25 protein-coding genes are annotated in these 24,430 nt (G+C 67.2%); 12 read left to right on the top strand and 13 right to left on the bottom strand.

Annotated elements, in window-relative coordinates; all coding sequences use genetic code 11:
* Positions 1-5: 5 nt before the first annotated feature.
* Genes ACE3TJ_RS14020 through ACE3TJ_RS14000 form a run of 5 tightly spaced genes read right to left on the bottom strand, consistent with a single transcriptional unit; the run spans position 6 to position 5,508 of the window.
* Positions 6-1,730: a heparinase II/III family protein gene (locus ACE3TJ_RS14020; RefSeq protein WP_374597162.1), complete on the bottom strand. Its 1,725-nt coding sequence runs from the start codon at positions 1,728-1,730 to the stop codon at positions 6-8.
* A complete protein-coding gene (gene rpe, locus ACE3TJ_RS14015) occupies positions 1,727-2,398 on the bottom strand; it encodes a ribulose-phosphate 3-epimerase (protein ID WP_374597160.1) in 672 nt (223 codons plus the stop codon). Before rpe ends, ACE3TJ_RS14020 begins: the two co-directional genes overlap by 4 nt.
* A gap of 44 nt (positions 2,399-2,442) precedes the next feature.
* Positions 2,443-3,714, bottom strand: coding sequence for an RsmB/NOP family class I SAM-dependent RNA methyltransferase (locus tag ACE3TJ_RS14010; RefSeq protein ID WP_374599411.1), 1,272 nt, complete (start codon positions 3,712-3,714; stop codon positions 2,443-2,445).
* On the bottom strand, positions 3,711-4,625 hold the full coding sequence (gene htpX / locus ACE3TJ_RS14005; RefSeq protein ID WP_374597158.1) for a zinc metalloprotease HtpX: 915 nt from the start codon (positions 4,623-4,625) through the stop codon (positions 3,711-3,713). The genes ACE3TJ_RS14010 and htpX overlap by 4 nt, the downstream gene beginning before the upstream one ends.
* A gap of 58 nt (positions 4,626-4,683) precedes the next feature.
* On the bottom strand, positions 4,684-5,508 hold the full coding sequence (locus ACE3TJ_RS14000; protein WP_374597156.1) for an SDR family NAD(P)-dependent oxidoreductase: 825 nt from the start codon (positions 5,506-5,508) through the stop codon (positions 4,684-4,686).
* Between the two features lie 82 nt (positions 5,509-5,590).
* On the opposite strand from ACE3TJ_RS14000, the gene ACE3TJ_RS13995 reads away from it, so the two are divergent.
* Positions 5,591-5,725, top strand: a complete 135-nt coding sequence (locus ACE3TJ_RS13995) for a DUF1674 domain-containing protein (RefSeq protein WP_374597154.1) — start codon at positions 5,591-5,593, stop codon at positions 5,723-5,725.
* A gap of 56 nt (positions 5,726-5,781) precedes the next feature.
* Here ACE3TJ_RS13995 and ACE3TJ_RS13990 read toward each other — a convergent pair whose 3' ends face one another.
* The 3 genes from ACE3TJ_RS13990 to tsaD form a co-directional block, all read right to left on the bottom strand.
* Positions 5,782-6,951 (bottom strand): trypsin-like serine protease, encoded by a 1,170-nt coding sequence (locus ACE3TJ_RS13990; RefSeq protein ID WP_374597152.1) that lies wholly within the window; start codon positions 6,949-6,951, stop codon positions 5,782-5,784.
* Between the two features lie 195 nt (positions 6,952-7,146).
* Positions 7,147-8,124, bottom strand: coding sequence for an NAD(P)H-dependent glycerol-3-phosphate dehydrogenase (locus ACE3TJ_RS13985; RefSeq protein WP_374597150.1), 978 nt, complete (start codon positions 8,122-8,124; stop codon positions 7,147-7,149).
* Positions 8,121-9,143 carry a tRNA (adenosine(37)-N6)-threonylcarbamoyltransferase complex transferase subunit TsaD gene (gene tsaD / locus ACE3TJ_RS13980; RefSeq protein ID WP_374597148.1) on the bottom strand — a complete coding sequence of 341 codons (1,023 nt, stop codon included), beginning with the start codon at positions 9,141-9,143 and terminating at the stop codon, positions 8,121-8,123. Before tsaD ends, ACE3TJ_RS13985 begins: the two co-directional genes overlap by 4 nt.
* A gap of 37 nt (positions 9,144-9,180) precedes the next feature.
* Between tsaD and hemC the strand changes: the two genes are divergently transcribed.
* The 9 genes from hemC (at position 9,181) to rpoN (ending at position 16,916) form a co-directional block, all read left to right on the top strand.
* Positions 9,181-10,107 (top strand): hydroxymethylbilane synthase, encoded by a 927-nt coding sequence (gene hemC / locus ACE3TJ_RS13975; protein ID WP_374597146.1) that lies wholly within the window; start codon positions 9,181-9,183, stop codon positions 10,105-10,107.
* On the top strand, positions 10,104-10,811 hold the full coding sequence (locus ACE3TJ_RS13970) for a uroporphyrinogen-III synthase (protein WP_374597144.1): 708 nt from the start codon (positions 10,104-10,106) through the stop codon (positions 10,809-10,811). The genes hemC and ACE3TJ_RS13970 overlap by 4 nt, the downstream gene beginning before the upstream one ends.
* Positions 10,808-11,875: a COG4223 family protein gene (locus ACE3TJ_RS13965; RefSeq protein ID WP_374597142.1), complete on the top strand. Its 1,068-nt coding sequence runs from the start codon at positions 10,808-10,810 to the stop codon at positions 11,873-11,875. Before ACE3TJ_RS13970 ends, ACE3TJ_RS13965 begins: the two co-directional genes overlap by 4 nt.
* Positions 11,876-11,937: 62 nt before the next feature.
* The gene (locus ACE3TJ_RS13960; RefSeq protein ID WP_374599409.1) at positions 11,938-12,687 is read left to right on the top strand and encodes a TerC family protein; all 750 of its coding nucleotides are present in this window, start codon (positions 11,938-11,940) and stop codon (positions 12,685-12,687) included.
* On the top strand, positions 12,684-13,301 hold the full coding sequence (locus ACE3TJ_RS13955) for a ribonuclease D (protein WP_374597140.1): 618 nt from the start codon (positions 12,684-12,686) through the stop codon (positions 13,299-13,301). The genes ACE3TJ_RS13960 and ACE3TJ_RS13955 overlap by 4 nt, the downstream gene beginning before the upstream one ends.
* 7 nt (positions 13,302-13,308) lie before the next feature.
* The gene (gene lptC / locus ACE3TJ_RS13950) at positions 13,309-13,938 is read left to right on the top strand and encodes an LPS export ABC transporter periplasmic protein LptC (protein WP_374597138.1); all 630 of its coding nucleotides are present in this window, start codon (positions 13,309-13,311) and stop codon (positions 13,936-13,938) included.
* Positions 13,935-14,471 (top strand): LptA/OstA family protein, encoded by a 537-nt coding sequence (locus tag ACE3TJ_RS13945; protein ID WP_374597136.1) that lies wholly within the window; start codon positions 13,935-13,937, stop codon positions 14,469-14,471. Before lptC ends, ACE3TJ_RS13945 begins: the two co-directional genes overlap by 4 nt.
* A 144-nt stretch (positions 14,472-14,615) precedes the next feature.
* Positions 14,616-15,386 (top strand): LPS export ABC transporter ATP-binding protein, encoded by a 771-nt coding sequence (lptB, locus tag ACE3TJ_RS13940; protein ID WP_293780668.1) that lies wholly within the window; start codon positions 14,616-14,618, stop codon positions 15,384-15,386.
* Between the two features lie 3 nt (positions 15,387-15,389).
* The gene (gene rpoN, locus ACE3TJ_RS13935) at positions 15,390-16,916 is read left to right on the top strand and encodes an RNA polymerase factor sigma-54 (protein ID WP_374597134.1); all 1,527 of its coding nucleotides are present in this window, start codon (positions 15,390-15,392) and stop codon (positions 16,914-16,916) included.
* Between the two features lie 4 nt (positions 16,917-16,920).
* On the opposite strand, the gene dapD is transcribed toward rpoN, so the two are convergent.
* Both dapD and ACE3TJ_RS13925 read right to left on the bottom strand, forming a co-directional pair.
* Positions 16,921-17,742 (bottom strand): 2,3,4,5-tetrahydropyridine-2,6-dicarboxylate N-succinyltransferase, encoded by an 822-nt coding sequence (gene dapD, locus ACE3TJ_RS13930; RefSeq protein WP_374597132.1) that lies wholly within the window; start codon positions 17,740-17,742, stop codon positions 16,921-16,923.
* Complete coding sequence (locus ACE3TJ_RS13925; RefSeq protein WP_374597130.1) at positions 17,739-18,449, bottom strand: pyrimidine 5'-nucleotidase; 711 nt, start codon at positions 18,447-18,449, stop codon at positions 17,739-17,741. The genes dapD and ACE3TJ_RS13925 overlap by 4 nt, the downstream gene beginning before the upstream one ends.
* A 67-nt stretch (positions 18,450-18,516) precedes the next feature.
* Here ACE3TJ_RS13925 and ACE3TJ_RS13920 point away from each other — a divergent pair, with 67 nt between their 5' ends.
* The gene (locus tag ACE3TJ_RS13920; RefSeq protein ID WP_374597128.1) at positions 18,517-20,829 is read left to right on the top strand and encodes a S8 family peptidase; all 2,313 of its coding nucleotides are present in this window, start codon (positions 18,517-18,519) and stop codon (positions 20,827-20,829) included.
* On the opposite strand, the gene ACE3TJ_RS13915 is transcribed toward ACE3TJ_RS13920, so the two are convergent.
* Both ACE3TJ_RS13915 and ACE3TJ_RS13910 read right to left on the bottom strand, forming a co-directional pair.
* Positions 20,813-21,019, bottom strand: coding sequence for a hypothetical protein (locus ACE3TJ_RS13915; RefSeq protein ID WP_374597126.1), 207 nt, complete (start codon positions 21,017-21,019; stop codon positions 20,813-20,815). The genes ACE3TJ_RS13920 and ACE3TJ_RS13915 overlap by 17 nt on opposite strands.
* A gap of 217 nt (positions 21,020-21,236) precedes the next feature.
* Positions 21,237-21,929 carry an EF-hand domain-containing protein gene (locus tag ACE3TJ_RS13910; RefSeq protein WP_374597124.1) on the bottom strand — a complete coding sequence of 231 codons (693 nt, stop codon included), beginning with the start codon at positions 21,927-21,929 and terminating at the stop codon, positions 21,237-21,239.
* Between the two features lie 126 nt (positions 21,930-22,055).
* On the opposite strand from ACE3TJ_RS13910, the gene ACE3TJ_RS13905 reads away from it, so the two are divergent.
* The gene (locus ACE3TJ_RS13905; protein ID WP_374597122.1) at positions 22,056-23,267 is read left to right on the top strand and encodes an argininosuccinate synthase; all 1,212 of its coding nucleotides are present in this window, start codon (positions 22,056-22,058) and stop codon (positions 23,265-23,267) included.
* On the opposite strand, the gene ACE3TJ_RS13900 is transcribed toward ACE3TJ_RS13905, so the two are convergent.
* Positions 23,221-24,402 (bottom strand): glycosyltransferase family 87 protein, encoded by a 1,182-nt coding sequence (locus ACE3TJ_RS13900; protein ID WP_374597120.1) that lies wholly within the window; start codon positions 24,400-24,402, stop codon positions 23,221-23,223. The two genes, ACE3TJ_RS13905 and ACE3TJ_RS13900, sit on opposite strands and share 47 nt — an antisense overlap.
* Between the last annotated feature and the right edge of the window lie 28 nt (positions 24,403-24,430).

The following is a 24,430-nucleotide window of genomic DNA, read 5'->3' as shown; positions in this document are numbered from 1 at the left end:
GCCTATTACTTGCTTGCGCGCTTGAACGACCAGTTGACCGTCGCGCCGCCACTTTCCGTTCCGCCGCTGACGACGATCTGCGCCACGCTGCGATGTTTGCCGCTTTCGTCGACGAAGATGCTCTCGTCAACCGTCAGGCGGCCGCCGCGCACCTTCATCTGCCACACGCGCCCCGCCGCCAGCTTCACGAGCGCGCCCTTGCCGTCCGCCGTCGGCGTCGCCTCGACACCGGGCGCAAGGTGGAAGCGCACGTCGAACGGGATCGCCTTGCGGCGCCCGAGCAGCCGCGTCGCGCGCGCGGGTTCAAGCGCGTCCTCGCCGCGAATGTCGCGACCGTCGGCGGCAAGGAAGATACGGCGGCGGTGGATGACGCCGAAGCGCTTCGCATAGCCGTCGTGTGTCGCGTCGAGCCAGCAGCCCTCCTCGCTTTCATGGCGCGTGACGACGACCTCGCCGACACCTTTGCCGAGCCCGCCGCCGACGAGCAGCCGTGTCGAATTGGTGTCGTTCACGATGAGCGTGGAATGCGCGGCCGTCGTCCGCAGCAGACCTTCGAGGGCATCCGGCAGCGCCGCCGCCGCGCCGTCCGCGCCGCCGCAGTTGATGACCATGCGCGCGTCGCCGTCCGACATTTCGAACGCGAGCGTCCCCGCGTGCGCGCCGCTGCCCACGTCCTTGGCGGGCGGCGGCCCCGCATCGACGACGATAACCGTCTTGCCCGCGTCCATGCGCTGGAAGCCGGACGCCGCACCGTTCCGCGTCGGCCGCACGTTGCCGCCGACGAGCGCGAGCGCCTTGGCGATCCGTTCCGGCGCGCAGACGTTGCCGCCGTGGATCGAGGCAAGCCGCCCGTCGCCGAGCAGCAGCCCCTTCACGCCCGACGACACCGTCTCGATCGCCTCGGCGACCACTTCGGAAAGCTCGGTCTTGCGCGCTTCGTAGAACGCCCGGAGCGTCAACAGCCGCTCGAGGAGCGCGAGCGCATCCGAAGGCCGCCGGCTGGCGACGCCGCCACCCGGAAGCAGCACGTCTTCGAGCGCTTTCCTGAGCGCGTTCTCGGCGCGCACCGTCCGTGCCGCGCCTTCGGGCAGGATCAGCCCCGCCGCGAGCAGGCCTGCAGCCGCCTCCACGCGCGGCAGCCCCTCCGGCATTTTCTCGCACGCACGATCGACATGGCGTGCGGCGCGGGCGAGGTGGTTGAGCACGAGGCTGCGATAGATCGGATCGCTGCGCGACAGGATGTAGGGCGCATAGAGCGGCCAATACATCAGCCGCCGCCCGGCGAGATCGGCGCGCCACGCGAGTTCGTCGTACTCGCGGTAGCTCGCAAGCCACGCCTCGACGACGAGTTCGGCGACGATCGCGCCCTTCTTGCGGTCGCTCGCCGCGGCAAGGTCGCGCAGCCACTCGAAGCCGTGCACCCATTCGCGCCACGCGAGCGGCGCACGCGCCGTCGCGAAGTTGAGCGTGCGGACCGCCTCCGTATGCCCGCCGAAGCTGAGCTTGCCCGCCGCGATCTCGCGCCCCGCAGCGACATCGCCCACGATCGGGTCCGCCGTTACCGCGAGCAGTTTCAGCGGCGGCCGCCCGCGCAGCTTGCGGTTGTGGAGCGGCGTCGCATAGCCGATGCGGGCGAGCTTTTCGGACAGGCGCGCGCCGAGCGTCCGCGCGGCGCCGCGCCCGCGCGTCAGGCGCTGGCCGTCATCATCCCTGCCGCCCGCATCGCTCACGCCACGCCGCCTCCCCTGAGGCGTGCGATGTTTGCCGCATAGGCGTCCGGGCCGCCGCGGAAGGTCGCCGTGCCCGCAACGAGCACGTCCGCGCCCGCCGCGATGGCGCGCGGCGCGGTCGCCATGTCGATGCCGCCGTCGACTTCGAGGTCGATGGTCTTGCCCGTCGCGTCAATGAGCTTCCGGATCGCCTCGATCTTGCGAAGCTGGCTGTCGATGAACGACTGCCCGCCGAATCCGGGGTTCACGCTCATCACCAGCACGAGGTCCAGATCCTCGATCACATAATCGAGCACGCTGAGCGGCGTCGCGGGGTTCAGCACCACACCCGCCTTCTTGCCGAGTGTACGGATCGTCTGGACCGTACGGTGCAAATGCGGCCCCGATTCGGGGTGCACGGAAAGAATGTCCGCGCCCGCCGCCGCGAAGGCTTCAAGGTACAGATCAACCGGCGCGATCATCAGATGCACGTCGAAGGGTTTCGCCGTGTGCGGCCGCAGCGCCTTCACCACAGCGGGCCCGATCGTGATGTTTGGCACGAAATGCCCGTCCATCACGTCAACATGAATATAGTCCGCCCCCGCCGCATCGATGCGCCGCACCTCGGCGCCGAGATCGGCAAAATCAGCGGAAAGGATGGAGGGCGCGATACGGACAGGCTGCTGCATGTGACCGGCTTTAACATCCCGTGCCGGGAGGTCAAATTCGCGGCTCAAACCCTCGCGATGCGCGCCATGAAAAACCCATCGAGGCCTCCGTCCGCGGCAAGCTGACCAGGTAGCGTACGCACGAAACCCTCGGAATTCGGCGAAATTCCGGCCGGAAGGCTCTCCACATCCACCGGAAGAGAGCGCGCCCACGGCGTCCGCGAGAGGAATGCCGCAACCTGCGACTCGCCTTCATCGCGTTCCAGCGAGCAGACGCAGTAGAGCATCCGCCCGCCGGGCTTCAGCATGTCGAATGCATGATCCATCAGCGCCGCCTGCATCCGCACGAGTTCGCCGATCTGACGCGCCGATTTCAGGTGCAGAACGTCCGGGTGCCGCCGGAAGATGCCGGTGCCCGAACAGGGCGCATCAAGCAGCACCGCATCGAGCGGCGCGGCCGGTTTCCACTTGAGCGCGTCACCCGCAACGACCTCCGCCGCAAGCCCCGTGCGTTCCATATTCTCACGCACCCGGGCGATGCGATTCTCGGAAATGTCGAGCGCCGTCACCTGCGCACCCGCAGCGGCGAGTTGCAGAGTCTTGCCCCCCGGCGCGGCGCAAAGATCGGCGATTGCCTCTCCCGCCTTCGCGTCCAGCAGCCGCGCCGGCAGCGACGCCGCCAAATCCTGCACCCACCACGCGCCCTCTTCGAAGCCGGGCAGCTCTTCGATGCGTCCATGCCGCGCCAGCCGAACATGCCCGGGGATCAGCGAGGTGCCGCCGAGCGCCTCCGCCCACATCGCCGTCTCGCCCGCATCGCGAAGCGTCAGGTCGAGCGGCGGTTCCGCGCCAAGGCCAACGGCGGCGGCCGCGACCACATCCTCACCCCACGACGCGCCCCAGCGCACCGTCCACAGATCGGGCAGGCCCGGCGGAGACGGCAACGCGGCGCCCTGCTTCAGCAGCGTCGAAAGCACGCCGTGCGCAAGCCTACGCGGCCCGCCTTCGAGAAGCGGCAGCGCCGTTGCGATCACCGCGTGCGGCGGCGTTTCAAGGAGGATCGTCTGGACGAGCGCCATGCGCAGCACCATGCGCGCGCGCGCATCGTCCGGCAGGGGCTTCTTCGTCGCGCCGTCGATCAGCGCGTCGAGATCTGGGAGGTGCCGCAGCACACCCGAAACGATCGCGCGCGCAAGGCCGCGATCGGCGGGCGCATCAAGCTTGCGAAAGGCGCGATCGATCGAACGGTCCAGCGGTTCGCCCCGCCACAACACCGCCTGTAAAAGCGCAAGCGCCGCCGCGCGCGCCGGTACACCCGAAATCTGCTCCACGTTCAGCGACGACGCTTGAGCGGATCGAGCGCGCTCACCCGGCCGCGCTGCGCGGCCTCCTGGATGCTCGCGGGGCGCGTACCCTGCCCCATTTCCTGCGCGATGCGGCTGAGCGCCGCGACACGGTTTTCAGGGTTCGGGTGCGTCGAGAAAAGATTGTCCATGCCGCCGCCCATCAACGGCTCGACGATGTAGAGCTGCGCGGCCGCCGGATTCTTCTGCGCATAGGGGTTCGGAATCCGCGCGGCGCCCGCCGCGAGTTTCTGCAGCGCCGACGCAAGCTTCATCGGCTTGCCGCTGATCTCGGCGCCCGCTCGGTCCGCGCCATATTCGCGCGTGCGGCTGATCGCCATCTGCACCAGCATGGCCGCGAGCGGCGCCACGATCACCGCCGCAATGATCGCGATCGGGTTGCGGTTGTTGCCGCCCGCAAACAGCGCGAAATTGCCGAGCATCGAGATCGCGCCGGCCAGCGTCGCCGTCACCGTCATCAGCAGCGTATCGCGGTTCTTCACGTGGCCAAGTTCGTGCGCCATCACCGCCTCGATCTCGTCACGGTCGAGGATGCGCAGCAGGCCGGTCGTCGCCGCCACGGCGGCGTTTTCGGGATTGCGCCCGGTCGCGAATGCGTTGGGCGCATCGGTATCGATGATGAACACCTTCGGCATCGGCAGCCCCGCGCGCTGCGCGAGGTTTTTCACGAGGCCGACAAACTCCGGTGCGCTCGCCGCGTCCACTTCGCGGGCGTTGTGCATCCGAAGCACCATCTTGTCCGCGTTCCAGATCGCGAACAGGTTCATCCCGCCGGAAATCAGAAGCGCGATCAGCGCACCGCCGCTGCCGCCGAGCATGTAGCCCAGCCCCATGAACAGCGCCGTCAGCGCCGCCAGCAGCATCACCGTCTTCATCTGACCCATAATCGCGCGAGGCTCCTTCGGTCCTCGCGTCATATTATCGGGATGCGCCTGCCTCGCTTCAAGAGTTTCCGCTGCCGAGGAAACTGCCGATGCGCTTGAAATAGCTCACCGGGAACAGCCGCGTCATGATGTCGATGAAGCGCGCGTCGCCGCCGATCAGCACGCGGTGCTGGCGCCGTTCCATGCCGCGGATGATCGTTTCTGCGGCCTCGGCAGGCGTCGTGCGCGCCGACTTTTCAAACTCGTCGCCCGAATCGAGCGCGTTTGTCCGCCCGTCCATGCCCTTGATGAACTTGGCGTTGCGCGCGACGTTGGTCTTGATGCCGCCGGGATGCACACGGATCACATTGATGTGCGGATCGGTTTGCCCAAGCTCCAGATACAGCGCCTCGGTGAGCCCGCGCACCGCGTATTTGGAGGCGTTGTACGCGGACTGCGTCGGATAGCCCATCATGCCGAACACCGACGAGATGTTCACCAGCCACGCATCGGAGGACTTGCGAAGGTGCGGGATGGCGTGGCGGCAGCCGTTCACGACTGCATTGAAATTCACCGCCATTACCCTGTCGAAATCCGCCTTCGGCGTGTCGGCGAACGGCGCCACCACCGAAAGCCCGGCATTGTTGATAATCCCGTCGAGCCCGCCGAATTCGGCGGCGGCTGCGTCGATCCAGCTTTTCAGCGCCGCCTCGTCGGTCACATCGAACGCCGCGTGCGTATGCGGATAGTTGCCGAGCATCCGTGCAGTCTCGGCAAGCCCGTCCGCGTCCTTGTCGGAAAGCGCCAGCTTCGCGCCGCGCTTGGCAAGGCCGATCGCAAGCGCGCGTCCGATGCCGCTTCCCGCGCCGGTTACGGCAATGGCCCGGCCTTCAAGGCTTTTCATGTCGTCCGCCTCCCTTTATCTCGCCTGCATGGTGCCGCGCCCGCCCGCGCGCGCACAGCTATGAATATGGTGGAAGAGCCCAATGGAAGAGAAGAAGCCCGCGAAAACCGCGAAACCGAAAGCGCCACCGAAGGAAAAGGAAGAGGGCGGCCCCGCAGGGCCGGACCCCGTGCGCTACGGTGACTGGGAAAGGAAAGGCATCGCCGTCGATTTCTGACGGCGATGCCTTTTTAGAAACGCCGCGGGCCGGGGGGCTGCGGCGTTCGGGGGAAGTTATGCGGTCTTGCGGCGGCGGCGCGCGGCGAGCGCTCCGACGACACCAAGGCCGAACAGACCGATCATGCCCGGCTCGGGCAGGAAGATCATGCGCAGGTCGCCGCGCAGCATCGCGTAGATCTCGTCGAGATAATAAGACACGCGCGTGTCGCCCGAAAGCTCGCCGAAGCTCGAGTTGGTGCAGGCGTTCGATACGGGCGTGACGCCCACGTCAACGCCGGGCGCATTCGAATCCGGATCGAGGAAGCCCGGACCGCAACCGCCGTCGAACACGCCGCCCGTAATGCCGAACGAAGTGATGCCCGCGAGAAGCCCGGCAATGAACGTCGGACCACCCGAGTCGCCCGGCGAGCTGTTCACCTCGGTGCGCACGCCGTCGATCACAACACCGGTGTCGTGCGCGAAGCAGAGTTCAAGGCCGCCGCAGAACCAGCGATCCACCGAACCGAACACGTCGTTCTCGTCGAGCCCGCTATCGAAATCGAACAGCAGAACGCCGTCGCCGACATCGGAGAAGATGTCACTGCCGAGACCTTCGTAGATGTTGTTGCCGGCGCGCTTGTCGAAGTCGTCCGCGGCAGGCGTGATGCCGCGCGTGCCCGCCGTGCCTTCGCCCGTCGTGCCGAAGCCCACCTTGGTGTGGATCTGCCCGAGTTCATCGTTGCTGGTGTAGACGCCGTAGATCTCTTCGCCGTTCGACGCCGATTTTTTCAGCTTGATGAAAGCGATGTCGTTGCTCGGAAAATCGAAGCCCGGATGCACCCAGTAGCTGAAGGCTTCGTATTCGGCATCGAAGGTCGTACCGGCAAGGCCATTGCCCGCGCCGGTGCGGAAACGGATGCGGTTGAGATCGGAATCATCGACGCAGTGTGCCGCGGTGACGACGACATCCGCGGAGATAAACGTTCCGGTGCAAACGGTGATGAACCCGGCCGCATCGAGCGAGTCCGTGTTCATGATGAGACCGCCAACGCCCGAGTACGCGCTTGCCCCCACCTTGAACTGCGGATCGTTGACCTGGCCGGCGCCTGAAACCACCAGCTTCGGCTGCAGCAACGCCTTGTTGTCCGCCATCGAAACCTTGGTGATGCCTCCCGCGAACGCAGACGACGAAGCAACCAGCCCCAGCACAATTGCAGAGGCTCCGACGAGAATGGATTTTTGCATTTTCCCACCCTGATACCAGAGACGCAAACCCCTCCCAGCAGGGGTACGCACGGCGTGCCGCGCGGCGGTCACGCAGATGGGGCCAGCCCAAGCAAGAGCCGCGCCATCTTGGCGGAATCCTGCAATATCATATGGTTAATGTTCCGTTTGGGAAATCTTGTTATTCGGATGTAAAATTTGCCGACAGGAGCGGACTCAAATGTCCTCGCTGCGCAGCGGGCGGGAGAGCAGTTCGGCGATCACCGTGTCCACCGATGCGCTGCCGTCGAGCAGGCTGCACACCGCGCGCGTGATCGGCATGTCGACGCCAAGCTCGTCCGCCGCCGCCTGCAGCACCGGCGCCGTGAACGCCCCTTCGGCCACCGTCAGCCGGTCGCTGAGCAGTTCCCCCGCACTCTTGCCCTCGCCGAGCCCGTGCCCGAGCGAGAAGTTGCGCGACTGCGTCGAGGAGCAGGTGAGCACCAGGTCGCCGAGCCCCGAAAGGCCGCGCATCGTTTCGGAGCGCGCGCCCTTGGCGATGCCGAAGCGCAGCATTTCGGCAAAACCCCGGCTGATCAGCGCCGCGCGCGCGTTCTCACCGAGTTTCCGACCCACAACGACGCCGCACGCGATCGCAAGCACGTTCTTGATCGCGCCGCCTACCTCCGCGCCGATCACGTCATCCGTCCAGTAAGGGCGGAAGCGCGGCGCGGCGATGCGCGCGATCAGTCGCTCGGCGAGCGCGCGGTCGGCGCAGGCGAAAGTGATCGCGGTCGGCAGCCCCATCGCCACCTCGCGCGCGAACGTCGGCCCGGAAAGCACGGCAAGCGGCGCATCGGGCAACACTTCGGCAGCCACCTCACCTACAAGTCTGCGCGTCGCCGCCTCGATGCCCTTGGCGCAGAGCACGATCGGCGTATCCCGGTTCGGCACCCCGGCAAGCACGCTCCGCACATGCTGCGCGGGCGCCACAACGAGCAGCACGCCGCAATCACCGAGCGCAGCAAGGTCATCCGTCGCGACAATCGCTTCGGAAAGTCGCACACCTGGCAGGAACAGCCGGTTCTCCCGCGCGCCGTTGATATCCACGACCACTTCCGGCTCGCGCGCCCACAGCACCACGTCGCCGCTTCCTGCGGCAACCTCCGCAAGCGCCGTGCCCCACGCGCCGCCGCCGATCACGCCAACCTTCATGCCTTCACTCCTGCCCCGCGCACCGGCTCCGCTTCCGGGTCGAGCGGCCAGCGCGCGCGCGCCGGTACGTCGAGCGCGTCGGTATGCCCGGCGCGCAGCCGTTCGATCCCGGCCCACGCGATCATCGCCGCATTGTCCGTGCAGAGCGCGAGCGGCGGCGCTGTGAAACCGATGCCGTTCTCGTCAGCGAGGCGCTGCAGCGCCGCCCGGATCGCGCCGTTCGCAGCGACGCCCCCCGCCACGACAAGCCGCGTCGCTTCCGGCATCCGCCCAAGCGCAATCCGCGTCCGGTCGACAAGGCAGTCGACCACTGCCTGCTGAAAACTCGCCGCAAGATCGGGCACCGATCCGCCGGCCGCGCGCAGCACGGCGCTTTTCAGCCCCGCGAACGAGAAATTGGAATCCCCGCTCCCGACGAGCGGACGCGGCAGCGGCACCGCTTTGGGATTCCCGTCCTTCGCCGCGCGCTCCACAGCAGGGCCGCCGGGAAAGCCCAGCCCCAGAATCTTCGCCACCTTGTCGAACGCCTCGCCCGCCGCGTCGTCGATCGTCGTCGCGAGCCGCCGGTAGCGCCCGACGCCTTCCACGCCGAGCAGCTGGCAATGCCCGCCGGAGGTGAGCAGCAGCAGATGGGGAAACGCCAGTGTCGGATCGGCAAGCCGCGCCGAAAGCGCATGACCTTCGAGGTGATTGACCGCCACGAGCGGTTTGCCGCTCGCCAGCGCCAGCGCCTTGCCGGTGACGAGCCCGACCATCACCCCGCCGATCAGCCCCGGCCCCGCCGTCGCCGCAACGGCATCGAGATCGCCGAACCCGATCCCCGCCTCCGCCATCACCGCCTCGACAAGCGGCGCCAGCCGGTCGACATGCGCGCGCGCCGCGATCTCGGGCACCACGCCGCCATAGGGCCGGTGCGCCTCCTCCTGCCCCGCGATGCGCTGAGCGAGAATATTGCGGTTTCCGTCGACGAGCGCTGCCGCCGTTTCGTCGCAGCTCGATTCCAGACCCAAAACGATCATATTGTCTCCGCGCTCGTAACTAGATACGCCGCCCCCCATGCACAAGGCTGAGCCTCTGAAACTCGGAACGCGCGGGTCGCCGCTCGCGCTTGTCCAGGCGCGCGCCGCCGCCGCCGCACTCATTGCTGCGCACGGCTGGACCGAGGACAGCGTCGAGATCGTCCCGATCAAGACCACCGGCGACAAGGTGCAGGACCGTCCGCTCGCCGAGATCGGCGGCAAGGCGCTGTGGACGAAGGAGCTGGACCGCGCGCTCCTCGACGGCGACATCGATTTCGCCGTCCACTCCGCGAAAGACATGGAGAGTATCCGCCCGGATGCCATCGCCCTCGCCGCCGCGCTGCCCCGCGCCGACGTGCGCGAACGAATCATCGGCGTCTCCGGCCTCGATGCCCTGCAACCGGGAATGCGTGTCGGCACCACCTCGCCCCGCCGCGCCGCGCAGCTTCTGGCGCGCGTCCCCGGCCTCGGCCTCGTGCCGTTCCGCGGCAATGTCGCAACACGCCTCGCACGCATCGAAGCCGGCGAAGCCGACGCCACCCTGCTCGCGAGCGCCGGGCTCGGACGGCTCGGGATGCACGATGTCGGCACGCCCATCCCGGTAGAGGCGATGCTCCCCGCGCCGGGGCAGGCGATCATCGCGATCGAGGCCCGCGCCGGCGACGCCACCGTCCTAAGCCACCTCGCCGCGGTGAGCGACGCCGACGCGATGACGGCGCTCATCGCCGAGCGCGCTTTCGCCGCGGCGCTCGGCGGCAGTTGCCACAGCCCCGTCGCCGCGCTTGCCGAGCGGTATGGTGCAGACTTCCGTCTTCGCGCCGAGATCCTCGGCACGGATGGCCGGGAACGCATCGCAGGAGAAGCGCGTTTTTCGGAAATCGATGCGGCCTCTGCCGCTGAAACCCTCGCAAAAACCATATTAAACCGGGCATCACCGGTTCTTCGGAGTCTCTTTGTCGCATGACTCGTGTTCTGATTACCCGCCCGCAGCCCGGCGCTGCTGAAACCGCTGACCGCCTCCGCGCGCTCGGCCACGAACCCGTGGTCGCCCCACTGTTCGAGGTGAGGGCGAAAGAATGGTCGCCGCCCACCGCCATGCCGGAGGCCGTCATGCTGACAAGCGCCGCCGCGGCACGCGAAGGCGGCCCGGCGATGGCGCCGTATCTGGGTCTGCCCTGCTTCTGCGTCGGCGCGCGTACCGCCGCAGCCGCGCAGGATGCGGGCTTCACCGATATCCGCACGCCGGAGGTGCACGACGGCGGAGAGCTGCTCGCCGCCATCGCTGCGGCGGGCATCGGCGACATCCTGCATCTCTCCGGTATCGAAATCGCCACCTACGCACCGCCCGCAGGTCTCAAGGTCGAACGCCGCGTCGTTTACGGCGCGCATTTCCACCGCTGGTCCGAAGCGGAGCGCGCAGCCGCAGAGGCAGCGGACGTCGCACTCATTTATTCGCCGCGCGGTGGAGAAGCCCTCGGCGCCGCGTTCGGCGCACATCGCAAGGGTGTGCGTCTCTCGGCGATCAGCCGCAACGCCGCGACGGCCGCGGGCGACGGCTGGGCCGCCCGTGCGGTTGCGGCCACGCCAGACGAGGATGCGCTGTTTGCGGCGGCCGGGCTGTTGTGCGAGAAGCAGGCGGATAAGGCACCGCTGACGAGGACTGGATGATCGACGACGAAGCCCGCGAAACGCCGCGCCCGCGCAGCGCAGTGCCTTGGGTGCTGGTGGCGGGGGTCGTGCTGTTCGCGGCCGGGCTCCTGCTCAGCCCGTGGTTCGAAACGAACGTGCGCACGCGCCTGCCCGGCGCGTTGCAGCGCCCCGATGTCGAATCGCTCGCCGCCCGCGTCGAGCGCGAAGCCGGCACGATCACCGCGCTTGAAGCCCGCGTCGCGGCGCTGGAAACGCACTCGGTAACGTCCGCGCCGCTCGGCGATGCCGCGACCACGCCCCCCGCGCTCAACGATCCCGTGCCGCTCGCGCTCGGTGGAGGCCCCAGCGCCGAACGCCTTGCCCGGCTTGAAGCGCGCATCGAAGCGCTCGATCGTGGACAGGCACAGACCTCGACACGCCTCGACAATGTTTCCGCTGAGCTCGCAGGCATCAACGTGAAGATCGAGCAGGTCGGCGGCAACGCCGCCCGCTCCATCGAGGCTGCCGCAGCCAGCGCCGAAAAGGCGCGCGGCGTGCTGCTGGTCACTGCCGCACGGCGCGCGGCAGAGCAGGGCCAGAGCCTTGCGGTGCTTGCCCCAGCGCTGCGTCGCCATTTCGCCGCCGCCGATGCCGATGCTGTCGAACGGCTGCTCACCGCGTCTCCCGGCGCGCCGACGCTCGCCGTGCTGCGCCGCCGGTTCGCGCAGATCCGCCCGCAGCTCGCCGAAAGCGCCGAACCCGAACAGGCCGATACGCTCTGGACGCAATTCAAGGCGGGCGTCGCCAGCCTGGTCCAGGTGCGTGAAAAGGGCGCTGCCGCGGCCCAGACCGCCAACGAGGCGCGGCTCGCCGATATGGCGACGCGGCTTTCGCAGGGTGATGTCGCTGGCGCGCTCCTCGCCATGCAGCGGCTTCCGGCCCGCACGCAGAAGCTCGCCCGGCAGTGGCGCATCTCGGCAGAGGCCTACGCGAACAGTTACGGCGCGCTCCAGCAGCTCGAAGCCTCCGTCCTTCTCGAAGATACCGACCTGCCGCTCACCGCGCCTGCAGCCGGACAGCAGAAGCCGGTGCAGTCACTCTAGCGCACGATCCGAATTCTCGTGCTCGAATTACCCAGATCAACCCACATTAAGACAGGCGGATGATGGAAGGCCTTATCGAACTGTTCCTGCAGCCGGCCACATGGGCGGCGCTGATCACACTGATCGCGATGGAAGTCGTGCTCGGCATCGACAACCTGATCTTCATCTCGATCCTCACCAACAAGCTGCCGGAAGGCCAGCGCGAAAAGGCCCGCCGCATCGGCATCGGCCTTGCGCTCCTCATGCGCCTCGGCCTGCTCGCGACCGTGGCGTTCATCGTCACGCTGGTGAAGCCGGTGATCGAACTGTTCGGGCAGGGCTTCTCGTGGCGCGACATCATCCTCATCGCTGGCGGCCTCTTCCTCGTGTGGAAAGCCACCAAGGAAATTCACCACAGCGTCGATCCGGACCCGAGCGGCGACGTGTTCGATACGAGCAAGGCCGTGATGAGCTTCGGATCGGCGATCACGCAGATCATCCTCCTTGATCTCGTCTTCTCGATCGATTCGATCATCACTGCCGTCGGCATGACCGATCACGTCCCGATCATGGTCGTCGCCGTGATCGTCGCCGTCGCCTGCATGTTGCTCGCGGCAGACCCGCTCGCCAACTTCATCGACAAGAACCCCACCGTCGTGATGCTCGCGCTCGGCTTCCTGCTGATGATCGGCACGACGCTCATCGCCGAGGGCTTCGGCGCGCACGTGCCCAAGGGCTACATCTATGCGGCGATGGCCTTCTCGGTTCTCGTCGAGGTACTGAACATGCTGTCGCGCCGTGCGAAGCGGCGTCGCGAAGGGAAACAGGATTGACCGCATATCTTCACAAGGGCGATCTGCCCGCAGATGTTCTCGCCCCCGGCGCCATCGCCGTGGACTGCGAGGCGATGGGCCTCAACCAGCTGCGCGACCGGCTCTGCGTCGTGCAGCTTTCGGACGGCGGCGGAGACGAGCATCTCGTGCAGTTCCCGCTTGGCCAGTTCGATGCGCCGAACCTGAAGGCGGTGCTCACCGACCCGTCGCGGCTCAAGATCCTGCACTTCGCGCGCTTCGACGTCGCGCTCATCCAGCAGTATCTCGGCATCGTGATGGCGCCTGTGTGGTGCACCAAGATCGCGTCGAAGCTGATCCGCACCTACACCGATCGCCACGGCCTCAAGGACCTCGCGCGCGAAGTGATCGGGCAGGACATCTCCAAGCAGCAGCAGTCGTCGGACTGGGGCGCAGACACGCTCAGCGAGGCGCAGATCGAATACGCCGCGTCCGACGTGCGCTATCTGCACCGCATCAAGGCGATCCTCGAAGAACGGCTGGAGCGCGAAGGGCGCACGGCGCTTGCGCAGGCCTGCTTCGATTTCCTGCCGACGCGCGCGGCGCTCGACCTTGCCGGCTGGGCCGACAAGGACATTTTCAGCCACGAAAGCTGAGCTGGCGATGACGCAGGCCGCCGACGATCTCGCCAGCGACCGCCGCCGCTGGGCGATGCCGGGCAGCGCATGGGATCGGCAGGTCATCCTCCTGAAGCGCCTGCTGCCCGCGACCGCCGCGGTGATCCTGCTCGCCTGCCTGATCTGGCCGCTCACCGCGCAGCAGGAATTCAGCTTCATCCTGTCGCGCGACGCTGTCGAAAAGGCAGCCGAGCGCCTGCGCATGGAAGCGCCCATGTATCGCGGCGAAGACAGCAAGGGCCGCCCGTTCAGCATCCTTGCCGACGAAGCCGTGCAGCGCACCTCGAACACGCCGGTCGTCGAGCTGAAGCGCATCGAGGCGCGCCTCACGATGCAGGAAGGCATTGCCACCGTCACCGCGCCGAGCGGCCGCTACGATCTCGAAGCGGAAAAGCTCAACGTTCTCGGCCCGGTCGTTTTTCACCGCCCGGATGGATACGTGCTGCAAACCGGCGATGTCGCGGTAAGCCTGCCGACACGCAAGGTCACGAGCGCGGGGCGCGTCAGCGGGCGTATGCCGCTCGGCTCGTTTTCCGCGTCCCGTCTCGATGCCGACATGGAAACGCGCGTTGTCACCTTGTCAGGCGGCGTGAAAATGCGGATTACGCAGCGATGATCCGCTCCGCCCTTCTCCTCGCCGCTGCCGCAGCGCTTACCCTCCCCCTTGCCGCCTCGGCGCAGAGCGGCTTCGGCAGCTCAGCGCTGAAGGGCCATGATACGCGCTCGCCCATCGATATCGATGCCGCGCGCATCGAGGTGCGCGACCGCGATTCGCAGGCGATCTTCTCGGGCGCGGTGCGCGTCGTGCAAGGCAACATGACGCTGAACGCGGCAACGATGCGGGTGTTCTACGAAAACGCCACGGGCGGCAATCTCGCGATCAACCGGCTCGATGCCGAAGGCGGCGTCCAGCTCGTCAGCCCCAGCGAGCGCGTGAGCTCGCGCCTCGGCATCTACGATGTCCAGACCCGCCAGATCACCTTCGTCGGCGGCGTCGTCCTCAATCGCGGCGACAGCGTGCTGCGCGGCGAGCGGCTGGTCATCGACCTTGAAAACGGCCGTTCGACGCTCGACGGCTCGGCAAGCTCGACTGACGGCGGACCCCGCGTCACCGGCCGCTTCGTGGTGCCCCCGCGCGGTTCGCAGTAACCGCCCGCACAACCCTTTTTATGGTGTTTGGTCCCGTTCGGCTTGCATTGCCGAAACCGACCATGCACAAATTGCGCCAACTGGGCACCTAGGCAGCCGGTTCCTGCATTTGTCGTTAAGTATTCGTGAGGTAGAAAGCCCGCCATGAGCGAAGTCATGACGATGGAGGACGAGACTCCCGCGGTCGACACCGAACGCGGTCTCGCCGTCGTGTCCATCGGCAAGCGCTACGACAAGCGCGTCGTGCTGCGCGATGTGTCGCTCGGCGTGCGCCGCGGCGAGGTCGTCGGGCTCCTCGGCCCGAACGGCGCGGGCAAGACCACGTGCTTCTATTCGATCATGGGTCTCGTGATGCCCGATTCGGGGCGCATCCTCCTCGATGGCATCGATATCACCGGCCTCCCCATGTACCGCCGCGCTGCGCTCGGCGTCGGTTATCTGCCGCAGGAAACCTCGATTTTCCGTGGCATGACCGTCGAAGACAATATCCGCGCCGTCCTCGAAGTCGCGGAGCCTGATCCGGCGGCGCGCGAGGCGCGGCTCGATCAGCTTCTCGGCGAATTCTCGATCGCGCGCCTCCGCAAGGCTCCCGCCATGTCGCTGTCGGGCGGCGAGCGCCGCCGTTGCGAGATCGCCCGCGCGCTTGCCGCGAATCCCTCGATCATGCTGCTCGACGAGCCGTTCGCAGGCATCGATCCCATCTCGATCGCCGATATCCGCAACCTCGTCGGCCATCTGAAGGACCGCAACATCGGCGTCCTCATCACCGATCACAATGTCCGCGAAACGCTGGAGATCGTGGACCGCGCCTGCATCATCTACGACGGCCGCGTGCTCTTCGAAGGCACGCCCGAGGCGCTCGTCGCCGACGAGACGGTGCGCAAGGTCTACCTCGGCGAGAGTTTCAGCCTCTAGCGTATGGCGATCGGTCCGCGTCTTGATCTGAGGCACTCGCAGCAGCTGGTGATGACCCCCCAGCTGCAGCAGGCGATCAAGCTGCTGGCGCTGTCGAACCTCGAGCTCGAAAGCTACATCAACGGCGAGCTCGAACGGAACCCGCTGCTCGAAGCGGCGGGCGAGGCTCCCGCCGAGCCCTCCGATGCTCCAGAGATCGCTTCCGACGACTGGTCGGCGCCCGATCCTGCGGGTTCGGACCAGCTCATCGCGGCGGGCGGCGGCGAGGCCGATACCCCCCTCGACGTCGATCATTCCGCCGAGACCTTCCACCACGACTGCGCGAGCGACATGCCCACCCCCGGCACCGGCGGCCTCGACGGCAGCCTCAGCGTCGCCGGCCCCACCGTCGCCGGCGCAGGCGGCGGGGAGGACAGCGAGGGCTTCGATGCCACGCTCGCCGCCGAGCTCTCGCTCCACGATACGCTCCTCGCCCAGCTCGCGGGCATGGATGACATCCAGCAGATCATCGCCCGCCACATCATCGATCTCATCGACGAGAGCGGCTATTTCACCGGCGACCTCAATGAAATCGGCGCGCGCCTGCAGGTGCCCACCGCCCACGTCGAGGCCGTCCTGAAGATCATCCAGACCTTCGAGCCGACCGGCGTCGGCGCGCGCTCGCTCGGCGAGTGCCTTGCGCTGCAGGCGATGGAGGCGGACCGCCACGATCCCGCGATGGCGACGCTGCTGTCGAACCTCGATCTTCTTGCGCGCGGCGAGATGGCGACGCTGCGCCGCATCTGCGGCGTCGATGCCGAAGACCTCGCCGACATGATCGCCGAACTGCGCAGCTACAATCCGAAGCCCGGCCTCGCCTATGGCGGTGAGCCGCCGCAGCCGATCATGCCCGACATCTTCGTCGCGCGCACTGCGGCGGGCGGCTGGGCGGTCGAGATCAACGCTGCGACGCTGCCCCGCCTCCTCGTCAACCGCAGCTATTATGCCGAGCTTTCGGGCGTTGGCGGCAAGGCCGCGAAGACGTTCCTCTCGGATTGCCTGCAATCCGCCAACTGGCTCATCAAGGCGCTCGACCAGCGCCAGCGCACGATCATCAAGGTCGCGACCGAGCTCGTCCGCCAGCAGGAGGCGTTCTTCCTCCACGGCGTCCAGCACCTGAAGCCGCTCAATCTCCGCGCCATCGCCGACGCGATCGGCATGCACGAATCCACCGTCAGCCGCGTCACCTCGAACAAGTACCTGTCGTGCGAGCGCGGCCTCTTCGAGCTGAAATACTTCTTCACCTCGGCGATTCAGGCGGCCGACGGCGGCGACGCGGTCTCCGCCGAGGCCGTGAAGACCAAGATCCGCGAGCTCATCGACGGCGAACGCGGCGGCAAGATCCTCTCCGACGACAAGCTCGTCGAGCTCCTGAACGCCGCCGGGTTCGACATCGCCCGCCGCACCGTCGCGAAATACCGCGAGGCGATGGGCATCGGCTCCTCGGTCGAACGCCGCCGCGCCGCGGCGATCCAGAGCGCCGCCGCTTAGGCGTTTAGTCTCGCAGAAGCTCGTTGATGCCCGTCTTGCTGCGCGTCTGCGCGTCGACACGCTTTACGATCACCGCGCAGTAAAGCCCCGGCCCGCCGTCCGCGCCCGGCAGCGAGCCCGGCACCACCACGGAGTATGCCGGCACCCGCCCGCGCGTCACTTCGCCGGTCGCGCGGTCGACGATCTTCGTGGAGGCGCCGAGATAGACCCCCATCGAGAGTACGGCGCCCTCTTCCACCACCACGCCCTCGGCGACTTCGCTGCGCGCGCCGATGAAGCAATTGTCCTCGATGATCACCGGTCCGGCCTGCAGAGGCTCGAGCACGCCGCCAATGCCCACGCCGCCCGAAATGTGCACGCCCTTGCCGATCTGCGCGCAGCTTCCCACCGTCGCCCACGTATCGACCATCGTGCCCTCGCCGACGTAAGCGCCGATGTTGACGAAGCTCGGCATCAGCACCGCACCCTTGGCGATGTAGGCGCCCCGCCGCGCGGCCGCGCCGGGCACCACGCGGAAGCCCGCCGCGCGAAACTGCGCTTCGCCCCAACCCGCGAACTTCAAGGGCACCTTGTCGAACGCCGGCGCCCCACCCGCGCCGCCGTCGACAATGGCGTTGTCGTTCAGCCGAAACGACAGCAGCACCGCCTTCTTCAGCCACTGGTTGACGCGCCATTCCCCGTCCGCCTTCTCGGCAACGCGGTACGTGCCCGCGTCCAGCCCCGCGATCGCGGCGTCCACGGCGTCCCGCACCGCGCCCGTCGTGGAAAGGCCCAGCCCCTCGCGCTCTTCCCAGGCCCGGTCGATGATGGCGGCGAGATCGGTCATGCGTTTACCCCTCTTGTAATGGAATGAAGCCAGTCGCCGACATCGGCGATCCGGTGGTCGATGCTGGTGTGATCGGCCTGATAGCTGCCGCTTTCGGCGCCGTTGTCCGCCCACACCGTGGTCATGCCCATCGCCTTCGCGGGCACGAGGTTGCGCGCCATGTCCTCCACGAACAGGGCGCGTTCAGGGCGGATGCCGTGCGCCGCGCAGAAACCGCGATAGGCGTTCGGGTCGGGCTTCGGCCGGTAATCCATGGCGTGAATGTCGTAGACCGCCTCGAACACGCTGCCGAGGCCGAGCCTGTCCAGAACCTTCTCGGCATAAGCGGTATCGGCGTTGGTGAACACGAGCTTGCGCCCCGGCAGCTTCGCAAACGCGTCCGCCATGCGCCCGTCCGCCTCCAGCACGCCCATGTCGATATCATGCACGAAGCTCAGGAACTCGGCGGGCGCGACGCCGTGCCCGTCCATCAGCCCGCGCAGCGTCGTGCCGTGGTCGTGGAAGAAGCGCTTCTGCACGCGCCGCGCCTCCACCGCATCGCAGCCGATCAGGCGCATGATGAACGCGCCCATGCGCTCGTCGATCTGCGCGAAGAGGTTCGCGCGCGGCGGATAGAGCGTGTTGTCGAGATCGAAGATCCAGGTCTCGATGTGGCCGAAGGCATCCATGCGGGGGTCATGGCTTCGACCGGTCGATTCCGCAAGCATTTGGTAATGCCTTTGCGCGACGATTCTGCCATCAGGGGTGCAACGGGAACCAGAGGGGCAGGCGAGTATGCGCCGACACGTCAGGACGCGATATCGCAGGCTTACCGCCGTTTCGACACTCTGCCTCGCCGCCTTTCTCGTAGCGTGCGGCGGAGGCAGCGGCACGCGCCCGGTCGCGCCTGGCACGGTGACGCCACCCCCAACGCCGACCCCCACCCCGACACCGACGCCGAGCCCGGTCTACGATACGCCGGAATACGGGCGATCCAACGCCGCCGCCTCGGCGGGCGCGATCGCGGCCTACGAGGAGGGCGCGACCGGCGCAGGCGTGAAGATCGCCGTGATCGACAGCGGCGTCGACATCCAGAGCGCCGAATTCGCGGGCCGCATCGATTCCGCGAGCCGCGATATCGCCGGCACGCGCGGCATCGATGATACCGACGGCCACGGCACCTCGGTCTCGGCCGTCGCGCTCGCGGCGAAGAACGACAGCGGCATTCACGGCATTGCCTTCGACGCGACATTGATTGCGCTCCGCACGGATTCGCCCGGCTCCTGCGCCGACGAATGCTCCCATTCGGACAACAACATCGCCATCGCCATCGATACGGCCGTCGCGGCGGGCGCGCGCGTCATCAACATGTCGCTCGGCGGCGAAGGGCCCAATTCGCGCCTGCGCACGGCGATCGCAAACGCAGCGGCCGCCGGCGTCATCATTGTCATCTCGGCGGGCAACGACAGCCTCTCGAACCCCGATCCCTTCGCCCAGATCGCCGGCGACCCCGCCGCGCGCGGCCGCGTGATCATCGCGGGTTCGGTGAACCAGAGCGACGCGCTCTCAAGCTTCAGCAACCGCGCGGGCAGCTATGCCGCGCACTATATCGCCACGCTCGGCGAGGATGTGCGCAGCTTCGATCACACTGGCACCCACTACTGGTTCAGCGGCACCTCTTATGCCGCCCCCGGCATCGCCGGCGCCGTCGCGCTGCTGGCCGACGCCTTCCCCAGCCTCTCGGCGGACGAGATCATCGACATCCTGTTCCGCACCGCGCGTGACGCCGGCACGGCGGGTGACGACGCCGTCTTCGGGCAAGGAATCCTCGATCTCGTCCGCGCTTTTTCGCCGATCGGCGGCACGTCGCTTGCCGGCAGCGCCGTGCCCGTCACCAGCGACGCGGGTTCGCTCGCCGTGCTCGGCGGCGCGCTTGGCGACGGCGGCGACCTCACCGGCGCGCTTTCGGATGTCGTGGTTCTCGATAGCTACGGCCGCGCCTACGTCGCCGATCTCGGGGCCGGCGTCTCGCGCGCTGCCCCCGCGCCGCGTCTTGCCGCCGCTCTCCAGACCAACACGGAGGAGGCGCGCGACGCGTTCGGCGTCGCCGGCTACAGCCTGTCGTGGAATGCTGCGGTCAGCACGCGGCCATGGCTCGGCCTCGCGCAGTCGGGCGGCATCGATGCGCGCGCCGATGCGGATGCAAGCATCACGCGCGGCTTCGTCACCGGCAGCGTCACGCCCGGCACGGGCGTCGGCTTCGCCGCCGGATACGGCGCGGACGACCTCCTAGCGAGCATGGCGGGCACACGCGCGCCGGGCTCGCGCTTCATCGCGAGCGGCGACGCGCTCCGCGACGACGGCGTTTCCATCGCGGGCACACGTGCGGCGGCAGTCAGCCAGCGCCTCGGCGCGTGGACCTTCGGCATGGCGGCAGGCACGGGCGAAACCGAATCGCTCCGCCCCGGCAGCGCGTGGGACCGGCGCCGGAACGCAGACAGCGTGCAGCTTTTCGCCGCCAGCGCCTCACGCCGCATCGGTGCATCAGACGTCAGCGTCACATGGAGCCGCCTCGACGAAAGCGGCAGCATCCTCGGCGCCGAAGGCTCGGCGGCGCTTGGGCTGACACGCGCCTCCAGCAATTTCCTCGGCCTCGACTGGGTAATGGATGCCGGGCACGGCTGGCGCATCGCGGCGCAGGCGCGCGGCGGGCTCACCCGTCTCGACGTCGCCTCGGGCGGCCTCATCTCGGGCGCGGACGCGCTGCGCAGCCTCGCCTTCGCGTTCGACGTCACGAAATCGGGAGTCGCCATGCGCGGCGACGCGGTCTCGCTGCGAATCGCGCAGCCGCTCCGCGTCGAAGGCGGTGCGCTCCGCGCCGATATCCCGACGAGCTACGACTATGAAACGGAAACGGCAGGCTACACCCGCCGCACCTTCACGCTCGCGCCCTCGGGCCGCGAGATCAGCGTCGAAGCCGCGTGGTCGCTGCCCCTCGCCGGCCTTGGCCACCTCGACACAAACCTCTTCTGGCGCCGCGACCCCGGCCACATCGCCTCACTCGACGATGACTTGGGCGCGGCCCTGCGCCTCAGAGCGCGGTTCTAGCCTCATCCAGATGCCGCACGGCGTCGTGCGCGAGCCGCACGACCTCGCCGTCGAACTCGGCCACAGTCGACAGGCCCTTTCCGCACTCGGTGCAGACGATCCAGTCGCGCTCCGCAGGCCGGTCCGACACTGAAAAGTCCGTACCGCCGCAGTTTTCGCACTTCAGGCTGACTCTGATTCCGCCAGTCATGGCTGATCTCCCCGGTTATGCTTTTGTTGCAAAGCTATCGGGCTCGCGCGCGAAGTCGAGTCGTCTTGTGCGAAGGGATCCCCTGAAAAGATAGAGGGCCGGCATTCCCGAGGAGTGAATGCCGGCCCATCGCGCGCTTTGGGCTTGTTTCCGACAGGGGGATCGGAAAACTACGCCCCGCGCTCTCAACGCAGCAGATCGGACTGGGACGTGCCGATCAGCTGTCGCCGCGCTGTGCGCGACGTTCCGCGCGCTTCGCCTCGTGCGCCGCACGGCGCTCCTCGGGGCTCAGCGTACCATCCTTGTTCGCGTCGGCAGCGTCGAAGCGCGAAAGCGCCTTCGCCTTCGCCTCGGCGAGCGTAACGCGGCCATCCTTGTTGGCGTCTGCGGTTTCGAAGCCCTTCTCGCCGAAGCCGCCCCAGCCCATTCCGCCGCCGTGGCCGCCGCGATGCATCATGCGGTGGCCCTTGCGGCCGTCCTTGTCGCCGTCCTTGAACTTCATCCGCATTTCGCGACGTTCCTTGCCGTCGGCCTGCGCGGTTTCGCGGCGTTCGGCCCACTTCACCTTCATATCGGCGTGGTGCGAATCCCACTCGCTGCGGCTGATCTGGCCGTTCTTGTCGGCGTCCATCGACGTGAACATGCGCGTGCGCGCCTCGGCCATCTTCTTTTCGGCCTCGGCCCTGCGCGCCTCGATACCGGCCTTCAGTTCCGCCTCGGTCACCGCGCCGTCCTTGTTGGCATCGGCTTCGGCAAAGCGCTCGGCGATCTTCTTTTCGACGTCCGCGCGCATCTGCGGTGCGTTCCAGCGTGCCGCCTTTTCCGGCGGTGAGGGAGGCGAGGGCTGGGCGATCGCGGGGAGCGCCATCAGTGCGGCTGCCGATGCGCCGATCATCAGGAATTTGGTCACTTGCGTACTCCGTTTCAGCATCTGATTACCTGCCTATACGGTCCCTGCGCTGACTCTCCCTTGAATAAGCCGTTCATCAATGCGAAGGGCGCGCGTACTTCGGTTTTTCGCGAAAGGTCTGGTTGGATGTCTGATATCAAGCGCGTGGTTCTGGCCTTCTCCGGCGGTCTCGACACGAGCGTGATCCTGAAATGGCTTCAGCAGACCTACGCCTGCGAGGTGGTCACCTTCACCGCCGATCTCGGCCAGGGCGAAGAGCTCGGGCCGGCGCGCGCCAAGGCGGAGCTGATGGGCGTGCGCCCCGAGCACATCTTCATCGACGACCTGAAGGAAGAGTTCGTCCGCGACTATGTGTTCCCGATGATGCGCGCGAACGCACTGTACGAGGGCCTTTACCTCCTCGGCACCTCGATCGCCCGGCCGCTCATCGCCAAGCGCCAGATCGAGATCGCCAAAATGGTTGGCGCAGATGCCGTCAGCCACGGCGCCACCGGCAAGGGCAACGATCAGGTCCGCTTCGAGCTCGGCTATTACGGCCTCAACCCGGACATCAAGGTGATCGCGCCGTGGCGCGAGTGGGATCTCACCAGCCGCACCCGCCTCATCGAGTTCGCCGAGGCGCACCAGATCCCCGTGTCGAAGGACAAGCGCGGCGAAGCGCCCTTCTCGACCGACGCGAACCTCCTCCACACCTCCTCTGAAGGCAAGGTGCTCGAAGACCCGTGGCAGGAAGTGCCCGACTACGTCTTCTCGCGCACCGTGAACCCGGAAGACGCGCCCGATACGCCCGAATACATCACCGTAGAGTTCGACGCAGGCGACGCGGTCGCCGTCAACGGCGAGGCGCTGTCTCCGGCAAACCTCCTCGCCAAGCTCAACGACTACGGCCGCACGCATGGTATCGGTCGCCTCGATCTCGTCGAGAACCGCTTCGTCGGCATGAAGTCGCGCGGCATGTACGAAACCCCCGGCGGCACCATCCTCCACACCGCCCATCGCGCCATCGAACAGCTCACCCTCGACCGCGGCGCCGCCCACCTCAAGGACGAACTCGCCCCGCGCTATGCCGAGCTCGTCTACAACGGCTTCTGGTTCAGCCCCGAGCGCGAGATGCTCCAGGCCGCCATCGACCACAGCCAGCAGAAGGTCTCCGGCACCGTCCGCCTCAAGCTCTACAAGGGCTCGGCATGGGTCGTCGGCCGCAAGTCGCCGAACTCGCTCTATTCGGAAAAGGTCGTCACCTTCGAAGACGACGCCGGCGCCTACGACCAGCGCGACGCCGAAGGCTTCATCAAGCTGAACGCCTTGCGCCTGCGCCTGCTCGGGCGCCGAGGCTGAAGCCGCCCGCTCGTCTAACCTCGACGAACAGCATTGCGAGCAGGAAGAGCGGAACCAGCAACGGCAGCGTTCCGTTCAACTTGAAGATCAGCGCCGGCGACAGATAGGCGCAGGCATAGACGAGCCGGTCAAACGGCCGTCCGTCGGCACATGACCGGTACATGCCCAGGAGCGCCGCAAGGCAAACCGCGGCCATGTCATAGTTGAAGGCATACGGCAGCACGAGGAATGTTGCCGTCGCAGCAACCAGCCCGAGTGTCGTCAATGGCGCGCCTGAGCGATGCACGAGGAAAACCGCCGCCACGGCCAGGGCTGCAGTACATACCTGGAAGGGCATTGCCGCCTGCTCCAGGCCGGCCAGCACGAACCCGTTGTAAACGCTTGGCATCATCAGCCGATAAAGCCCGGCACCGTGTTCGAGAAGCGCCGCCTGATACTCCGGAACCCGTGTCAGATATTCGATCCACGCTTGCGTGCCGAACACTGCAGCGCTCACGCCAGCAAGTGCCAGCGTGACGGCCCCTGCAATCAGGCAGACCTTCCATTTGCCGCGCAACAACAGGACGAGCGGCATCAGGATGCCGAGGTGCGGCTTGACCGTCAGCAGGGCGAGGACGATCGCACACCGAATCGGCATACGGTCGGCCTTGTCCCACACGAAGAGCGCACCCGCTGCGATCAACAGGCCATAGTGACCGGTCCACACATTCACGAGCGCCGCAGGCACAACGAGGCTGAGTATGCCCGGCATTCCCGCCCCGGCGAGATAGGGACGCGCCGCTGCGAAGAATGCAGCGAGGCTGATCACGGTCCAGAGCCCCAGTGCGGCGCCATAAGACAGCAAGCCGAAAGGCCAGATCAACAGCAGCACATGCGGCGGGTAGGAGAAATTATGCCCGGCAATTTCGGGGGACAGAATATCGCGCTGCAGGGCCTGATAGGCACCGAGATCGTAGAGGAGACCGGTGTGATCTTCCAGAACAGCGCGCGCGCCGGTCCAGAGATTCGCGAAATCCCGTCCATAGACGGTCGCTTCGCTCACCATCATACCGCTGAGGTGTGACACATCGACCATGATCGGAACGGCAGCCAACACGGCTCCGACGATGCAGATGATCACCAGAAATGGAGGCATCGGTCCCTCGGCCGGAGACAAAGCGCCG

It is taken from the genome of Sphingosinicella sp., assembly GCF_041916975.1.
In the GTDB taxonomy this organism is placed as follows: domain Bacteria; phylum Pseudomonadota; class Alphaproteobacteria; order Sphingomonadales; family Sphingomonadaceae; genus Sphingosinicella.
This window is presented reverse-complemented; position numbering and strand designations above follow the sequence as displayed.

Coding starts and splice junctions, on each gene's coding strand:
- lptB (WP_293780668.1), top strand. CDS start 14,616: ATGAGCGAAGTCATGACGATGGAGGACGAGACTCCCGCGGTCGACACC.
- ACE3TJ_RS14000 (WP_374597156.1), bottom strand. CDS start 5,508: ATGAAAAGCCTTGAAGGCCGGGCCATTGCCGTAACCGGCGCGGGAAGC.
- ACE3TJ_RS13995 (WP_374597154.1), top strand. CDS start 5,591: ATGGAAGAGAAGAAGCCCGCGAAAACCGCGAAACCGAAAGCGCCACCG.
- ACE3TJ_RS13915 (WP_374597126.1), bottom strand. CDS start 21,019: ATGACTGGCGGAATCAGAGTCAGCCTGAAGTGCGAAAACTGCGGCGGT.
- tsaD (WP_374597148.1), bottom strand. CDS start 9,143: ATGATCGTTTTGGGTCTGGAATCGAGCTGCGACGAAACGGCGGCAGCG.
- hemC (WP_374597146.1), top strand. CDS start 9,181: ATGCACAAGGCTGAGCCTCTGAAACTCGGAACGCGCGGGTCGCCGCTC.
- htpX (WP_374597158.1), bottom strand. CDS start 4,625: ATGGGTCAGATGAAGACGGTGATGCTGCTGGCGGCGCTGACGGCGCTG.
- ACE3TJ_RS13905 (WP_374597122.1), top strand. CDS start 22,056: ATGTCTGATATCAAGCGCGTGGTTCTGGCCTTCTCCGGCGGTCTCGAC.
- ACE3TJ_RS13990 (WP_374597152.1), bottom strand. CDS start 6,951: ATGCAAAAATCCATTCTCGTCGGAGCCTCTGCAATTGTGCTGGGGCTG.
- rpoN (WP_374597134.1), top strand. CDS start 15,390: ATGGCGATCGGTCCGCGTCTTGATCTGAGGCACTCGCAGCAGCTGGTG.
- lptC (WP_374597138.1), top strand. CDS start 13,309: ATGACGCAGGCCGCCGACGATCTCGCCAGCGACCGCCGCCGCTGGGCG.
- dapD (WP_374597132.1), bottom strand. CDS start 17,742: ATGACCGATCTCGCCGCCATCATCGACCGGGCCTGGGAAGAGCGCGAG.
- ACE3TJ_RS13970 (WP_374597144.1), top strand. CDS start 10,104: ATGACTCGTGTTCTGATTACCCGCCCGCAGCCCGGCGCTGCTGAAACC.
- rpe (WP_374597160.1), bottom strand. CDS start 2,398: ATGCAGCAGCCTGTCCGTATCGCGCCCTCCATCCTTTCCGCTGATTTT.
- ACE3TJ_RS13920 (WP_374597128.1), top strand. CDS start 18,517: ATGCGCCGACACGTCAGGACGCGATATCGCAGGCTTACCGCCGTTTCG.
- ACE3TJ_RS13965 (WP_374597142.1), top strand. CDS start 10,808: ATGATCGACGACGAAGCCCGCGAAACGCCGCGCCCGCGCAGCGCAGTG.
- ACE3TJ_RS13925 (WP_374597130.1), bottom strand. CDS start 18,449: ATGCTTGCGGAATCGACCGGTCGAAGCCATGACCCCCGCATGGATGCC.
- ACE3TJ_RS13945 (WP_374597136.1), top strand. CDS start 13,935: ATGATCCGCTCCGCCCTTCTCCTCGCCGCTGCCGCAGCGCTTACCCTC.
- ACE3TJ_RS13985 (WP_374597150.1), bottom strand. CDS start 8,124: ATGAAGGTTGGCGTGATCGGCGGCGGCGCGTGGGGCACGGCGCTTGCG.
- ACE3TJ_RS13900 (WP_374597120.1), bottom strand. CDS start 24,402: ATGCCTCCATTTCTGGTGATCATCTGCATCGTCGGAGCCGTGTTGGCT.
- ACE3TJ_RS13960 (WP_374599409.1), top strand. CDS start 11,938: ATGGAAGGCCTTATCGAACTGTTCCTGCAGCCGGCCACATGGGCGGCG.